Source organism: Pandoraea iniqua, from assembly GCF_902459685.1.
GTDB lineage: Bacteria > Pseudomonadota > Gammaproteobacteria > Burkholderiales > Burkholderiaceae > Pandoraea > Pandoraea iniqua.
Window position 1 is genome coordinate 14,347 of record NZ_CABPSF010000010.1, and the last position, 14,809, is coordinate 29,155.

12 protein-coding genes are annotated in these 14,809 nt (G+C 62.0%); 7 read left to right on the forward strand and 5 right to left on the reverse strand.

Going from position 1 to position 14,809, the window contains the following annotated elements; genetic code table 11:
• Positions 1–30 precede the first annotated feature (30 nt).
• From rplQ to dsbD, 3 genes are all read left to right on the forward strand, one after another.
• Positions 31–423: a 50S ribosomal protein L17 gene (rplQ, locus tag PIN31009_RS25055; RefSeq protein WP_058376367.1), complete on the forward strand. Its 393-nt coding sequence runs from the start codon at positions 31–33 to the stop codon at positions 421–423.
• Positions 424–616: 193 nt separating this feature from the next.
• Positions 617–949, forward strand: a complete 333-nt coding sequence (cutA, locus tag PIN31009_RS25060) for a divalent-cation tolerance protein CutA (RefSeq protein WP_150791905.1) — start codon at positions 617–619, stop codon at positions 947–949.
• Positions 942–2,909, forward strand: a complete 1,968-nt coding sequence (gene dsbD / locus PIN31009_RS25065) for a protein-disulfide reductase DsbD (protein WP_150791906.1) — start codon at positions 942–944, stop codon at positions 2,907–2,909. The genes cutA and dsbD overlap by 8 nt, the downstream gene beginning before the upstream one ends.
• Positions 2,910–3,053: 144 nt before the next feature.
• Here the strand turns inward: dsbD and hemB are convergent, their stop codons facing one another.
• Positions 3,054–4,052, reverse strand: a complete 999-nt coding sequence (gene hemB / locus PIN31009_RS25070) for a porphobilinogen synthase (RefSeq protein ID WP_150791907.1) — start codon at positions 4,050–4,052, stop codon at positions 3,054–3,056.
• A gap of 567 nt (positions 4,053–4,619) precedes the next feature.
• Positions 4,620–5,288, reverse strand: a complete 669-nt coding sequence (gene yihA / locus PIN31009_RS25075; protein WP_087686303.1) for a ribosome biogenesis GTP-binding protein YihA/YsxC — start codon at positions 5,286–5,288, stop codon at positions 4,620–4,622.
• A gap of 298 nt (positions 5,289–5,586) precedes the next feature.
• Here yihA and PIN31009_RS25080 point away from each other — a divergent pair, with 298 nt between their 5' ends.
• The 3 genes from PIN31009_RS25080 (at position 5,587) to ccsB (ending at position 9,742) form a co-directional block, all read left to right on the forward strand.
• Positions 5,587–6,243 carry a c-type cytochrome gene (locus PIN31009_RS25080; protein ID WP_058376363.1) on the forward strand — a complete coding sequence of 219 codons (657 nt, stop codon included), beginning with the start codon at positions 5,587–5,589 and terminating at the stop codon, positions 6,241–6,243.
• Positions 6,244–6,410: 167 nt separating this feature from the next.
• Entirely contained in the window at positions 6,411–8,546 is a 2,136-nt protein-coding gene (locus tag PIN31009_RS25085; RefSeq protein ID WP_150791908.1) for a cytochrome c biogenesis protein ResB, read from the forward strand.
• 11 nt (positions 8,547–8,557) lie between these two features.
• Positions 8,558–9,742: a c-type cytochrome biogenesis protein CcsB gene (ccsB, locus tag PIN31009_RS25090; protein WP_087721623.1), complete on the forward strand. Its 1,185-nt coding sequence runs from the start codon at positions 8,558–8,560 to the stop codon at positions 9,740–9,742.
• 183 nt (positions 9,743–9,925) lie between these two features.
• Here the strand turns inward: ccsB and lysA are convergent, their stop codons facing one another.
• On the reverse strand, positions 9,926–11,188 hold the full coding sequence (gene lysA, locus PIN31009_RS25095; RefSeq protein ID WP_150791909.1) for a diaminopimelate decarboxylase: 1,263 nt from the start codon (positions 11,186–11,188) through the stop codon (positions 9,926–9,928).
• A 446-nt stretch (positions 11,189–11,634) separates the two neighbouring features.
• Between lysA and cyaY the strand changes: the two genes are divergently transcribed.
• A complete protein-coding gene (gene cyaY, locus PIN31009_RS25100; protein WP_150686680.1) occupies positions 11,635–11,955 on the forward strand; it encodes an iron donor protein CyaY in 321 nt (106 codons plus the stop codon).
• Between the two features lie 71 nt (positions 11,956–12,026).
• Here the strand turns inward: cyaY and PIN31009_RS25105 are convergent, their stop codons facing one another.
• Both PIN31009_RS25105 and PIN31009_RS28000 read right to left on the reverse strand, forming a co-directional pair.
• Positions 12,027–14,423 (reverse strand): penicillin-binding protein 1A, encoded by a 2,397-nt coding sequence (locus PIN31009_RS25105; RefSeq protein ID WP_150791910.1) that lies wholly within the window; start codon positions 14,421–14,423, stop codon positions 12,027–12,029.
• A 41-nt stretch (positions 14,424–14,464) separates the two neighbouring features.
• Positions 14,465–14,806 carry a hypothetical protein gene (locus PIN31009_RS28000; protein WP_174997384.1) on the reverse strand — a complete coding sequence of 114 codons (342 nt, stop codon included), beginning with the start codon at positions 14,804–14,806 and terminating at the stop codon, positions 14,465–14,467.
• Positions 14,807–14,809 lie beyond the last annotated feature (3 nt).

A 14,809-nucleotide genomic window follows, 5' to 3' on the forward strand; every position in this document is an offset into this window, starting at 1 on the left:
TCGAAAAACTCTGTTTAAAGGAAAGTTGAAATGCGTCACCGTCATGGTTTGCGTAAACTGAATCGTACGAGCAGCCACCGTCTGGCAATGCTCCGTAACATGTCGAACTCGCTGATCGAACACGAAGCGATCAAGACCACGCTGCCGAAGGCCAAGGAACTGCGTAAGGTCGTCGAGCCCCTCATCACCCTGGGCAAGAAGGACTCGCTGGCTAACCGCCGCCTGGCTTTCAACCGCCTGCGTGATCGTGACTCGGTGTCGAAGCTGTTCAACGTGCTCGGCCCGCGTTTTGCAACCCGTCCGGGTGGCTACCTGCGTATCCTGAAGATGGGTTTCCGCGTTGGCGATAACGCCCCGATGGCGTTCGTCGAACTGCTGGACCGTCCGGAAGTCGATACGGAAGCGCCGGAAGTTGCTGAGTAAGTGACTTGCGCAACGGACCTTCGGGTACCGTGAGCTGTCAGAGAGAAGCCAGGTCATTGACCTGGCTTTTTTCATTTAAGGTGTTGTCCGAACCGCGCCGCAGATATCTCCGGAATAACGGGCCGTCTGCGCAGCTTGCTTACGGCCGGTGTACAGTGAACAATCGCTACGTTTGACCGGTCTATTGCACACTATGGATGCCCTTCTTATCGTCATGACGACGTTTCCCGACGAGGCCAGCGCCGAGGCTGCTATCGACGGCATGCTGGATGCCGGGTTGGCGGCCTGCGTGCAGCAAATGGCGCCGGTGCGTTCAAGCTACCGCTGGCAGGGCAAGCGCGAGACGAGTGTCGAAGTGCCACTCATGATCAAGACAAGTGCCGCGCGTTACACGGCGCTTGAGCAGTTCATCAAGGAACACCATCCTTACGACGTGCCGGAGATCGTGGCGTGGCCCGCGACGGCTGCGTTGCCCGCGTACGCGCGCTGGGTTGAGGATGAGACTCGGGGGAAGTTGCATGTTTGAATCGACGATCGGCGCCCAAAGGAGGCTCACGTTCTGGGCCTTCGCGTGGCTTTGTGCAGCGTTGCTGCTGATGACGGTCGGCGTCGGTCGTGCCCATGCGGCAGACGATTTCCTCGACCCGGATGTTGCCTTCAAGGTGTCGAAGTCTGAGCAACCCGGTGCGGTGCTGCTGCATTTTGAAGTGGCCAAAGGCTACTACCTCTATCGCGAGCGTTTTGCGTTCGCCGCCGATAACCCGGCCATCAAGCTCGGTACCCCTGAATTCCCGAAAGGTGAGGTCAAGCACGACGAGACCTTCGGTAAGGATATGGAGGTCTATCACGAGCCCATCGACGTCAGGATTCCTGTCGCTGACGTTACAGCCCCCTTCACGCTGACCGTGACGATGCAGGGCTGTGCGGACAAGGGGCTGTGCTATCCGCCGATGGACAAGCCATTCAAGATCTCGGCGGCTGTCGGTAGCTCTGGCGGTGCTAGCGGTACCAGCGGTGTCGGCGGCGCGTCGTCGATGTCGTCGATGTCGTCGCAAGCCGCTGCCGGTCCGGCCACGCAGGCGCTGCTCGGCGCCAAGCCCGCGACGGCGACGTCGAATGCAAACGCGGCTGCGCCAAGCGGTTCGGGTGGCAGCTGGCTCTCGGCGCGTGACGATTACAGCGAAGCCGAACGCATTCTCTCTGGCGGTAGCTTCCTGCTGGCGTTGGGCATCTTCTTCGCGCTGGGCGTGGGGCTGGCCTTCACGCCGTGCGTCTTGCCGATGGTGCCTATCTTGTTGTCGATCGTCGCCGGTCAGGAGGCCAGTCGCGGCAAGGCCGTGCGTCTGGCGATCGCCTACGTGCTCGGTATGGCCATCGTGAACACCGTGATCGGTGTCGCGGCAGGCCTGCTCGGGCAAGGCCTCATCGCGTTTCTTCAGGCGCCGTGGGTGCTCGCGCTGTTTGCGCTGCTGATGGTGATTTTGTCGCTGTCGATGTTTGGCATGTACGAGATCCAGTTGCCGTCGGCGCTGCGTGAGCGCATCGACGATGCCGCGCGCAAACAGAAGTCGGGGCAGTGGGTGGGCGCAGCCATGATGGGCATCCTGTCCGGCCTGATCGTCAGCCCTTGCGTGACGGCACCGCTCGCCGCTGCGCTCGCTTTTATCGCCAAGACAGGGGATGCCGTTTTTGGCGGCGCCACGCTCTTCGCGCTGTCGTTGGGGATGGGGCTGCCGCTGGTGATTCTGGCCGGTGGTGGTGGCACGTTGCTGCCGCGCGCCGGCGCATGGATGGATGGTGTGAAGCGGTTCTTCGGCTTCCTGTTGCTGGGTGTTGCGCTGTGGATCGTGCGCCCGCTGCTGTCGACGCAAGTCTTGCTGCTCGGCTGGGGTGTGCTGCTGTTGGTGGCCGCGACGTTTATGCGTGTCTTCGATAGCTTGCCCGACGGGGTGAGCGGTGCGCGACGGCTGCTCAAAGGTCTTGGCGTTGCCGTTGCGTTGCTGGGCGCGGTGGCGTTGGTCGGTGCTGCCGCAGGCGCCCGTGATCCGCTGGCCCCGCTGGCCGGTTTGTCGAGCGTCGCGTCGGGGAGCGCCAGTGCGGGTGCGCAGGCTTCCGAGGGCGTGAAATTCCAGCGCGTGCGAAGTGTTGCTGAACTCGATCAGGTCGTTGCCACGGCGGGGCGGCCGGTCATGTTCGATTTCTATGCCGACTGGTGTATCAGTTGCAAAGAGATGGAGCGGTTCGTGTTCACCGATCCTCGCGTGAAGGCGCGCCTTGATCAGATGCTGCTCGTACAAGCCGACGTGACTGCAAACAATGCTGATGATCAGGCGCTGCTCAAACGTTTCGCGCTGTTCGGTCCGCCCGGCATCATCTTCTTCGATGGCAAGGGCGCTGAGGTTGCAGGCTCGCGCGTGATCGGTGCGCAGTCGGCCGACCAATTCCTGCGCAGTCTGGATAAGGCGTACGGCCCTGCCGCTACATAAACAAACAGCTAGCCCGGTGACGGACTAGCTGTTTGTCTTTTCTCTGCAAGAACTTGACCGGATACGCCCAGCCGGTGGCCGGCGGTTCCTAAAGTCTGCTCAAGCCAGCTCAAGCCAGCTCAAGTCTACTCAGGTCTCTTCCGCTCAGGCTTGTGCGCGAATCAGGCGCGCTGCGTCGAGTGCGAAGTAGGTCAGGATGCCATCGGCGCCTGCGCGCTTGAAGGCGAGCAGCGATTCCATCATGACCTTGTCGTGATCGAGCCAGCCGTTCTGGGCCGCAGCCTTCAACATCGCGTATTCGCCGCTGACCTGATAGGCATACGTCGGGTAGCGGAACTCATCTTTCACGCGGCGCACGATGTCGAGGTACGGCATGCCGGGTTTGACCATGACCATGTCTGCGCCCTCTTCGATATCGAGCGCTACTTCACGCAGCGCTTCGTCCGAATTGGCCGGGTCCATCTGGTAGGTCATCTTGTTGCCCTTGCCGAGATTCGATGCCGAACCGACGGCGTCGCGGAACGGGCCGTAGAAGGCCGACGCGTACTTGGCCGCGTAGGCCATGATGCGCGTGTGAATGTGTCCGGCAGCTTCGAGAGCCTCGCGAATGGCGCCGATGCGGCCATCCATCATGTCGGACGGTGCGACGATATCTACGCCGGCTTCAGCCTGCGTAAGTGCTTGCTTCACGAGAATTGCGGTCGTCACGTCGTTGATGACGTAGCCGTTCTCATCGAGCACGCCGTCCTGACCGTGGCTGGTGTACGGGTCGAGGGCCACGTCGGTGAGCACGCCAAGATCGGGGAAGTTGCGTTTGATCTCGCGCACGGCGCGTGGGATCAGGCCTTCGGGGTTGGTGGCTTCGATACCGTCGGGCGTCTTGAGCGACGCATCGATATTCGGGAACAGCGCAATGACGGGCACACCGAGCGTGACGCACGTGTCAGCCACGCGCAGCAATTCGTCGACCGAGACGCGCTCGACGCCGGGCATCGAGTCGACCGCCTCGCGGCGATTCTGACCCTCGAGCACGAACACCGGATAGATCAGGTCGTCACAGGTCAGGTGGTTTTCGCGCATCAAGCGGCGCGAGAAGTCATCGCGTCGCATGCGGCGCGGGCGAAGCAGGGGATAGGAACTCATGCGATCGGTCCTTTGGACGGGGAATAGCGCGTCTGAAAATTCCGTGATTCGTCGGGTGAAGACGTCCCGAAAAGGCGTTGCCGTTGCGATCGGCTCAACGATTCCGTAAGGAGGAAAGCGCGCAAAAAAGGCCGCTTGCCGGGAAACTTTCGGACGCATGGTATATCATACCAACCGGATGTTCGCACTGTGTGTGGCGTCCCCCGCTTCTCCTCCCTGAGCGGGCGCCTGTCGTTCTACGATAAGGCTCATTTAAACCCGCCGTGCCTACACGGCGGTTTTTTTATGTGCGCTCGCTTTGTCGTCCTCAGCTCGCACCCAACGCCCCGGAAATCGGCGGCATGCGGGGATCGCGGCCCATCTCGCTATATTGGCGCGCCCCCTCATCCGTTCGGTTGAGGCAGCGACACGCCGCTCCGATTGCCTTCCCATCGACGCCAACGACACCAATGACGCCGCCACGGGCCGCGACGTTATGTCGCGCCCGGCGGGCTCGTGGGTCATCTACCTTTGGGGGTGGCAGTGGAATGCCGAATCGTGCCGGACGGCGAAATTACTGAGACACGCTCATTTCTTCGCGGATTCGCGCGGCGGAATGGCGAGCCAGTCTTCGAGCACGCGTTGCGCGGCTTCGACACCGGTGCGCTTGAGCGACGAGAACAGCTGCGCGGTGAACTGGGGCAGCGTGTTGGGATCGTCCGCCGGGAGGCCGTCGGTGCGCTGAAGGGCGTTCAGGCGCTTCTGGGTGTCGCGCAGGACGACGGTGGCTTCCTGACGGGTGAGCTTGTCGGCTTTGGTCAGCAGCACGTGAATCGGGCGCCCGGTCGGCAGGAACCAGTCGATCAGTTCGCAATCGAGATCCGTGAACGGTCGACGCGAGTCCATCACCAGCACCAGCCCGCGCAGTTGCGGGCGTTGCACCAGATAATCGCCGAGCAGTTGCTGCCAGTGCACTTTCACGCCGCCGCCCACTTCGGCGTAGCCGTAGCCGGGCAGGTCGACGAGATAGCCGTAGAGATGTTCGAGGTGGGCAATCTCGAAGTAATTGATGTGCTGCGTGCGGCCCGGCGTCTTACTGGAGAAGGCCAGCCGCTTCTGATTGCACAGAATGTTCAGCGCGCTGGATTTGCCCGCGTTCGAGCGACCCGCGAAGGCGACCTCGGGCACTGCCGTGGGCGGCAGATCGCGCAGATGATTGACGGTCGTAAAGAAGCGGGCTTGATGAAGTAGGGACATGACAGGAACCGGGGAGCGCCGCAGCCACAGGAGACGGGCTGGCAACGCGGGCGCAGGGGGCGCAGAACGATGAGAGGGGATGCTGCCGGCCAAAGCCCGGGAAGCCCCGCTCTGCGGCCTTCTACATGGAATCCCCTAAAGTCGGGGAAAGACTTTATTGTACAATACGAAAGTTAACCTTGGCCTTGCCAAGGCTTGTCCGAACGTCTCGCACGCCGTGAGGTTGGAGGAGAAACACGGCGCCGGACGGTGAGTTCGAACGACCGATTTCCCGACAAAACAGATATAAGGTGTGCGAATGAACCGAGGAGTGTGGAAGTCTCTCGCTGCAACACCATTGGCGCTGGCATGCTTTCTACTGAGCGGAGCAGGACAAGCCGCCGAGCCTCAGGCGCCTGCCAAACCAGACTTGAACCGGGGACAGGCGATTGCCAGTCAGGTCTGCGCATCGTGCCACGCGGCAGACGGTAACAGCACCGGTGGTGCTTATCCAAAAATTGCCGGCCAGCACGCTGAGTACCTCTACAAGCAACTGACCGACTTCAAGGCGCAGCCCGGCAAGACACCGGCGCGCAACAATCCCATCATGGCCGGTATGGTCGCGGCGCTGTCCGATCAGGATATGCGTAACGTGTCCGCTTATTTCGCGTCGCAAACCGAGAAACCGGGCGCCGCGCGCAACAAGGACACCGTGCCGCTGGGCGAAAAGATTTTCCGTGGCGGTATTGCAGAGAAGGGCGTGCCCGCCTGCGCTGCCTGTCACGGTCCGGCCGGTGCCGGCATGCCGTCGCAATACCCGCGCCTCGGCGGCCAGTGGGCCGATTACACCGCTGCACAACTCGTGGCCTTCCGCGACGAAACGCGTTTGAACAACGCGCCGATGCATGCCGTTGCGTCGCGACTGTCGGACAAGGAAATCAAGGCAGTCGCGGATTACATCGCCGGTTTGCGCTGATCGGTAAGGTCTGCCCTGACATCGTGTGAACGTCGGGGTATATTCGCTGACTTATAACGAAACCAGCTCCGTCGCCGCAGGGTGACGGGATAGAACTGGTTTAGCATACACAGGGTGGCGGGCGCGTGAAAAACGCGCTCCCGCCCTTTTTTGTTGCCGGAAACAGGATGAGCATCAGTACTTCGGGAATGCAGATCAAAAGCGCGCAGCGATGGGTGCGCGACGGTGTCGAGCTGGTCAGCTCGATGCGTTTTGCCATCAGCCTGCTCACCGTGCTCGCGATCGCCAGCATTGTCGGCACCGTGCTCAAGCAAGGCGACCCCTACCCCAACTACGTCAATCAGTTCGGCCCCTTCTGGGCCGACGTCTTCCGCTCGCTCGGCCTTTATAAGGTCTACAGCTCGTGGTGGTTCCTGCTGATCCTCTTCTTCCTGATGGCGTCGACGACGCTGTGCGTTGTGCGCAACGCGCCGAAGATGATCGCGGACATCCGCAGCTGGCGCGACCACGTGCGTGAAGGCAGCCTGCGCGCCTTCGGTCACAAGGGCGAGTTTTCCGGCCCGACGCCGCGCGCCGAGCTGCTGCCCAGACTGACGGGCTTTCTGGGGCGGCGCGGTTACCGCTTCGTCGTGCGTGATCGCGATGGGGCGACGCTCGTTGCCGCGAAGGCCGGCGCCATCAACAAGATCGGCTACATCTTCGCGCACAGCGCCATCGTGATCATCTGTCTGGGTGGTCTGGTCGACAGCGATCTGCTCACCCGCATGCAGATGGCCGTGTTCGGCAAGTCGCCGTTGCAAGGCAACGCGGTCATCGCACAGATTCCCGAGGAACATCGCCTGTCGTCGAGCAACCCCGCGTTCCGGGGCTACGCATTCGTGCCCGAGGGTGGCAAATCGACGACCGCGATTCTGAATTTTCAGGACGGCTCGGTCGTGCAGGACCTGCCCTTCTCCATCGAGTTGAAGAAATTCCACGTCGACTATTACTCGACGGGCATGCCCAAGCTCTTCGCGAGCGATATCGTGGTGACCGACCCGGAGACTGGCAAGTCGATGGATGCCACGGTGAAAGTCAACGAGCCGTTCATCTACAAGGGCGTCGCGATCTATCAATCGAGCTTTGAAGACGGCGGCAGCAAGCTCAAGCTCACCGGCTACCCGATGCGTGGCGCGTCCGACAAGACGTTCGCCTTCTCGGGTGACATCGGCGGCTCCACGCAGTTGAAGGGCGGTGCCGCAGCCAAAGACGAGTACACGGTTGAATTCAGCGATTTCCGTGCGATCAACGTCGAGAACATCAGTAACGGCAGCGGGCAGCAGGACGTACGCGGCGTGGCCCGCAAATCGTTCCGCGACGACCTGAGTGCACAACTGGGTTCGGGCGCGAAAACCGATCTGAACAAGGACTTGCGCAACGTCGGCCCGTCAGTGCAGTACAAGGTGCGAGATCGCAGCGGCCAAGCCAAGGAATACCGCAACTACATGCTGCCGACTCTGGTGGAAGACGGACAGCGCGTGTTCATGACGGGCGTGCGCGACACCCCGGATGGCCCGTTCCAGTACCTGCGCATTCCGGCTGACGAAGACGGCTCCGTCAAACAATGGATGCTATTGCGTGCTGCGCTTCAGGACGACGGTGCCCGGGTCGAAGCCGCGCGCCGGTTCGCTGCACAATCGCTGCCTTCGCAGACCTCGGCTGAGTTGCGGGGCCAATTGCAGGAAAGCGCCAAGCGTGAGCTCGATCTGTTTGCCGGTGCCATTCCGGTCAGCGCGAATGGCCATGCCACCGGCGGGCTGCAAGCGATTGCCGAGTTCGTGAGCGAGAAAGTGCCGCAGGAGCAGCAATCGAGTGCGGCCGACATGTTCCGCCGCATTCTCGACGGCACGATCTGGCAACTCTGGCAGGTCGCGCGCGAGCAGGCAGGCCAGCCGGCCGCAACGCCCACGCCGGACAACGAGCGTTTCGTGCACACGGCGACCAACGCGCTGTCGGACAACTTCCTGTACGACGCGCCGGTGTTCCTGCAACTCGACTCATTCGATCAGATTCAGGCGAGCGTCTTCCAGCTCACGCGCTCGCCCGGCAAGAAGATCGTGTATCTTGGCAGTCTGCTGCTGGTACTCGGCATCTTCTCGATGTTTTACGTACGTGAACGACGTCTCTGGCTGTGGGTGAAAGACACTCCTGACGGCGGCAGCTCGGTCATGATGGCAGCGTCGACCACGCGTCGTACGCTGGATTTCGACAAGGAATTCGCCCGCACGAAGGCGGAGTTGGACGCGATCGTCACAAAACGATGAAGGTGAGAGACATGGAGTTATCGCAAGGCTATTCAGACGTCTCGTGGCTGCGCCGGCGCAGTATCGGTGACTGGCTGTTCGCACTGGCGCTGGCGATTGGGGCGGGCTTCGCGCTCAATCGCTACGGCCACTTTATGGATTACTACGAGCACACGATTCTGGTGCTCTCGGTGCCGACCTTCGCCGTGTTGGGTTGGCACTGGCGCTCGGTGCGCTGGCTGATGGCGGGTATCGCGATTCTCGCGCTCTCCGGCATCGGGCTCTATCACCACGATCTGGCCCGCGCCGATCAGGCGTTCTTCCTGAAGTATTTCCTTTCGAGTCAGTCGGCCATCCTCTGGATGAGCGCGCTGTTCTTCCTGGCGACATTGTTCTATTGGGGCGGTCTGCTGGCGCGCTCGCCGTTCGGGGCAAGCGTCGGCTCGGCACTGTGCTGGGCGGCCGTACTGCTCGGGTTCACCGGGATGATGGTGCGCTGGTACGAGTCGTATCTGGTGGGTGCCGACGTCGGGCACATCCCGATCTCGAACCTGTACGAAGTGTTCGTCCTCTTCTGCCTGATCACGTCGCTGTTCTACCTGTACTACGAGCAACACTATGCGACGCGCGCCCTCGGCCCGTTCGTGCTGTTGGTCATCAGCGCCGCGGTGGGCTTTAATCTCTGGTACAGCGTGGCACGCAGTGCTTACGAGATTCAACCGCTGGTGCCGGCACTGCAAAGCTGGTGGATGAAGATCCACGTACCGGCCAACTTCATCGGTTACGGCACGTTTGCGCTGGCGGCGATGGTGGCGGTGGCTTATCTGCTCAAGTCGGGCGAACAAAAGCGTAACGTCGCGGCGGGCAAGGCGATCGACAGCGGTTTCTTCTCGTCACGCCTGCCGTCGCTCGAATTGCTCGACGACGTGATGTACAAGGCGATTGCCGTGGGCTTCGCGTTCTTCACGATTGCCACGATTCTCGGTGCGCTCTGGGCGGCCGACGCATGGGGCGGTTACTGGAGCTGGGACCCGAAGGAGACTTGGGCGCTGATCGTGTGGCTGAATTACGCGGCGTGGCTGCACATGCGCCTGATGAAGGGTCTGCGTGGCGTGGTGGCCGCATGGTGGTCGTTGACCGGCCTGCTGATCACGACGTTCGCGTTCCTCGGTGTGAACATGTTCCTGTCGGGCCTGCACAGCTACGGGCAGCTCTGACGCGTCATCCACGTGCCGACCCGGCCGGTCGGTGTGTGAAGTAAAAAAGCCGCCGCGCGATGTGCGCAGGCGGCTTTTTTATTGGGCGGCGCTTGGGTTTGCCGCCCCGCTTGTGAAGGCGAGGGCGAAGTGAAATCCGATGACCGGCCCGATCAGCGTAGCTGAGTCAACCTCAGGCCAACCTCAGGCCGGCAGCAGACGTTCGCCGGCAAACAGCGATTCGACCGTTTCGCGCTCGCGCACGAGGTGGACATCGACGCCATCGACCATGACTTCTGCCGCGCGCGGACGCGTGTTGTAGTTCGAGCTCATCGTGAAGCCGTACGCACCGGCCGAGCGAATCGCCAGCAGATCGTCCGGCGCAATGGCCAGCGCACGGTCACGGCCGAGCCAGTCGCCGCTTTCGCACACCGGGCCCACCACGTCGTACGTCACCACGTCGGCGGCGTGGCGCGTCACCGGATCGATCCCGTGATAAGCCTCGTACATTGCCGGGCGGGCGAGATCGTTCATGGCCGCGTCGACGATGGCGAAGTTCTTGGTCTCGCCGTGCTTCAGGAATTCCACGCGCGTGAGCAGTACGCCGGCGTTGCCGACCAGCGAGCGGCCCGGTTCGAACAGCACCTGACGATGGGCGTGACCGCGCTTGGCGATGTGGTCGATGATCGTGGTGGCAAAAGCGGTGATGTCCGGCGGCGTTTCATCCGTGTACTGAATGCCGAGGCCGCCACCCACGTCGATGTGATGCAGCGAGATCCCGGCGTCGTCGAGCTTTTCGACCAGATCGAGGAGCTTGTCGATCGCGTCGAGGTACGGCGAAATTTCCGTGATTTGCGAGCCGATGTGGCAATCGATGCCGACCACGTCGAGATGCGACATGGCCGCAGCGGCACGGTAAGCGTCGAACGCTTCTTCGTAAGCCACACCGAACTTGTTGCCGCGCAGACCGGTAGAAATATACGGGTGCGTCTTGGCGTCGACGTTCGGATTCACGCGCAGCGACACGCGCGCGCGCTTGTTCATCTGGGCGGCCACTTCGTTCAGGCGGTCGAGCTCGGGGCGCGATTCGACGTTGAAGCAGAACACGTCCTTGTCGAGCGCATAACGCATTTCGTCAGCATGCTTGCCCACGCCGGAGAAGACCACGCGGCTGGCGTCACCGCCGGCAGCGATCACGCGTGCCAGTTCACCGGCCGAAACGATGTCGAACCCGGCTCCGAGCTTGGCGAACACGCCGAGCACGGCCAGATTCGAGTTGGCCTTGGCCGCGTAATGAACCGCCGCGTTACGCCCTTCGCAAGCCTTGGCGTAAGCCTGATAAGCGGACGTCAGGGCCGCCTTCGAATACACGTACAAGGGCGTACCAAAACGCTCGGCGAGTACGGGCAGGGCCACGCCCTCGGCATGGAGTACGTCGTCGCGGTAAGAGAAGAAGGCGTTGGACATCGCGGAAACTCGGGTAATCGGCAAGGGCACGCGCCGTGGCGCGCAATATAAACAGGCAGGAAACGCTCGTCCGGCAGTCAGTCAGGCAGTCCGGATCACTAGCCGTCGGGCCCCATACTCGGGTATTGAGTAGCGGGTGCCCGACAACGGTGCCGACAAGCTTACTCCGGTTTCGCGGCGGGCAGCGACGCGGCCGGCGGCACTTCGACCGACGGACCACGCTGCGGCTCAGGCACGAGCGGCGGCGGGGGCACAGGTGCGCCCGGCGGCGGCGTCGGCTTGATAGGCCGCGCCGGGTAATAAAGGGGGCCGGCCTGGCCACAGCTGGCTAATACGCTCAGCAGGGCAATCGAGGCTACAATCGCGCAGGTTCGAATAGGTGCTGTCATGGGGGTATCGCCGCGTGGTGCGGCATGCAATCGATGACGCAAACCGTGGAGTTTAGCATGACGGAAAGTGAATTCCTGGCGCTCGCCGAGGCTGTACTGGCGCGGGTGGAGGCGGCTGTCGAAGACAGCGACGTGGACATCGATTGTGAGCGCACGGGCAACGTGCTGACGCTCGAGTTCGACGACGGCAGCAAGATCATCGTGAATCTGCAAACGCCGATGAGCGAAATCTGGGTGGCGGCGCGCTCGGGCGGCTACCACTATCGCCTGAAGGGCGACGAATGGCGCGATACCCGTGACGACTCGGAGTTGTTCGAAGCGCTCTCGCGTTTCGCGTCGCAGCAAGCCGGCGAGACGGTAACGCTGCAAGCCGACTGAGGCTGCCGCGTCCGGTGCTGATGTGCGTGTTTCCCACCACGCACATCAGCACCTTTCTCGAATCAATCCCATCAAGGCTTGTTGAACATATCCAGGATGCGTTGGCGCTCCTGCGTATCGACCGGCCCCGGCGGTGCACTGGTCGTGGTGCCGTCCGGCGCGGTATCGGCGCTCAGGCCTACCGTACTGACTGCGCGACCCGGCGGATAGTCGTCGTAGAAATAATCGCCGTTCGCCTGAATGATCCCCGAGGGCACCGGGCGTGTCGATTCCGGCACACCACGCAACGCCTTGGTCATGTAGTCGATCCAGATCGGCAGTGCCAGACCGCCACCGGTTTCCCGGTCACCCAGATTGCGCGGTTGATCGAAACCGATCCACGCCACCCCCACCAGTTGTGACTGATACCCCGCGAACCAGGCGTCGTGCGAATCGTTGGTCGTACCGGTCTTGCCTGCGAGGTCGTTACGCTTGAGCACGTTCGTCTTGGCTGCCGTGCCACGCGTTGCCACGTCGTGCAGCATCGAGTTCATGATGAAGGCGTTGCGGGCCGGAATGGCGCGGAACGTTTCATCGCCTGCCGTGGCCGGCTTCTCCTCCATGATCACGTTGCCCTTCGAGTCCGTGATGCGCGCCACGATGAACGGGTTCACGCGGAAGCCACCGTTAGCGAACACGGCGTAGGCGCTTGCCATTTGCAGCGGTGTGACCATGCCCGCACCCAGCGCCATCGGCAGGTAGGCCGGATGCTTGTCGGCTTCGAACCCGAAGCGCGCGATGTACTTCTGCGCGTAGCCGGGCGTGATGCTTTGCAGAATCCGGATCGACACGAGATTACGCGAGCGCATCAACGCGACGCGCATCGGCATCGGTCCTTCGAAGCCACCGCCGTAGTTCTTCGGCTCCCACGGCTGACCACCCGTTTGTGCCGCGGTGAAGTAAAGCGGGCCGTCATTGATGATCGTCGCGGGCGCGAAGCCCTTTTCCAGCGCAGCCGAGTAGATGAACGGCTTGAAGCTCGACCCCGGCTGACGCCATGCCTGCGTGACGTGATTGAATTTATTGCGGTTGAAGTCGAAACCGCCGACGAGCGAGCGGATCGCGCCGTTCTGCGGATCGAGCGAGACGAACGCCGCTTCGATATCGGGCATCTGCACGATGCGCCAGTTGTCCTTGGCGTCCTTCGTCACGCGAATGACCGAACCGGGGCGAATTTTTTGCTTGGGCTGTGCTTTGGCGCTAAGGCCGGCAGCGGCAAAACGCAGTCCGTCGCCCGTGACGTTCACGTCGTCGCCATTGAGCAGCACCGCCTTGACCTGTTGCGGCGATGCCGCAAGCACCACGGCCGCCACCATGTCGCCGCTGTCGGGGTGCTCGACCAGCGTATCGTCGATCAACTGTTCGCGGTCGTCCTGATCACTCGGCAGATCGATGTTGGCTTCCGGTCCGCGATAACCGTGACGCAGCTCGTAAGCCATGACCCCGGCGCGCAAGGCTTCATACGCGGCTTCCTGATCGGCCGAATTGATCGTCGTGTAGACGTTGAAGCCGCGCGTATAGATCTCGTCCTTGAACTGGGCGTAAAGCAGCTGACGCACCATTTCCGCGACATAACCGGCATGCACGCTGAACTCGCTGCCGAGGCCGCGCACGACCAGTTCTTGCGAGATGGCCTGATCGTATTCCGACTTCGAGATATAGCCGAGGTCGTACATGCGCTTGAGGATGTACTCCTGACGCACGCGCGCCCGCTTGTAGTTGACGATCGGGTTGTACGCCGACGGGGCCTTGGGCAGACCGGCCAGCATCGCGGCTTCGGCAAGCGTGACGTCCTTGATGTCTTTGCCGAAATACACGCGGGCGGCGCTCGCGAACCCGTACGCACGCTCGCCGAGATAGATCTGATTCATGTACAGCTCGAGAATCTGATCCTTCGTCAGGCGCGACTCGATCTTGTAGGCGAGCAGTGCTTCGTAAATCTTGCGCGTGTATGTCTTCTCGCTCGACAGGAAGAAGTTGCGTGCGACCTGCATCGTGATCGTGCTGGCGCCTTGCGACGAGCCGCCGCGGGCGACGTTAGCCACGCCTGCCCGGAAGATCCCGATGAAATCGACGCCGCCGTGCTGATAGAAGCGATCGTCCTCGATGGCGAGCACCGCCTTCTTCATCACATCCGGAATATCGGCAAAGCGCACGACGTTACGGCGTTCCTCGCCGAACTCGCCGATCTGAATCTCGTCGGCGGTATAGATGCGCAGCGGAATCTTCGGCCGGTAGTCGACGATGGTGTCGAGCGACGGCAGCTGCGGCGTCATGACCACCAGGATGTACCCCGCCAGCAACGCGCCACAGACGAGCATCGCGGCGATCAGGCCGACGAACCACAAAACGATGCGCAGCCAGATCGAGCGGCGCGGCTTGGGTGGGCGCTTGTCGCGTGGGGTCTCTGTTTGGGGTGTGCTTGCCATGGGGGAGTCGAAAAAAACAATGGGCCGATTATAACGAACGGTTAGCGAAGGCCCCCCGAACGATCGGTGCCCCTTTGCCGAAGATGCTGGAAATGGGATTCCAGGCGTGCCGTGTCTCGGACAAAGATGAGAAAAAAGCGGCGCAGATTCCGAAAGCGAAAAGAACCGCTGCCAGCGAGCCAGGATTCGGATTTGTCCGATTGGAGGCCGCTTCCCCGATGGCTAGGATCGATCACATCGACATCGACCCACATGGGAGGCACGTCATGCTCGAAGCCGCTCTGCGCAGCTTGCGCCACATCACACACCCCTTTGTACGTCCCTTCGCACACCCCTTTGCGGCCCTTTTGCCGCGTCTCGATGGTGGTGGATGCGGTATTCACTTT

Coding starts and splice junctions, on each gene's coding strand:
- hemB (WP_150791907.1), bottom strand. CDS start 4,052: ATGAGTTCCTATCCCCTGCTTCGCCCGCGCCGCATGCGACGCGATGAC.
- rplQ (WP_058376367.1), top strand. CDS start 31: ATGCGTCACCGTCATGGTTTGCGTAAACTGAATCGTACGAGCAGCCAC.
- ccsB (WP_087721623.1), top strand. CDS start 8,558: ATGGAGTTATCGCAAGGCTATTCAGACGTCTCGTGGCTGCGCCGGCGC.
- lysA (WP_150791909.1), bottom strand. CDS start 11,188: ATGTCCAACGCCTTCTTCTCTTACCGCGACGACGTACTCCATGCCGAG.
- PIN31009_RS25085 (WP_150791908.1), top strand. CDS start 6,411: ATGAGCATCAGTACTTCGGGAATGCAGATCAAAAGCGCGCAGCGATGG.
- yihA (WP_087686303.1), bottom strand. CDS start 5,288: ATGTCCCTACTTCATCAAGCCCGCTTCTTTACGACCGTCAATCATCTG.
- cyaY (WP_150686680.1), top strand. CDS start 11,635: ATGACGGAAAGTGAATTCCTGGCGCTCGCCGAGGCTGTACTGGCGCGG.
- dsbD (WP_150791906.1), top strand. CDS start 942: ATGTTTGAATCGACGATCGGCGCCCAAAGGAGGCTCACGTTCTGGGCC.
- PIN31009_RS25105 (WP_150791910.1), bottom strand. CDS start 14,423: ATGGCAAGCACACCCCAAACAGAGACCCCACGCGACAAGCGCCCACCC.
- PIN31009_RS25080 (WP_058376363.1), top strand. CDS start 5,587: ATGAACCGAGGAGTGTGGAAGTCTCTCGCTGCAACACCATTGGCGCTG.
- cutA (WP_150791905.1), top strand. CDS start 617: ATGGATGCCCTTCTTATCGTCATGACGACGTTTCCCGACGAGGCCAGC.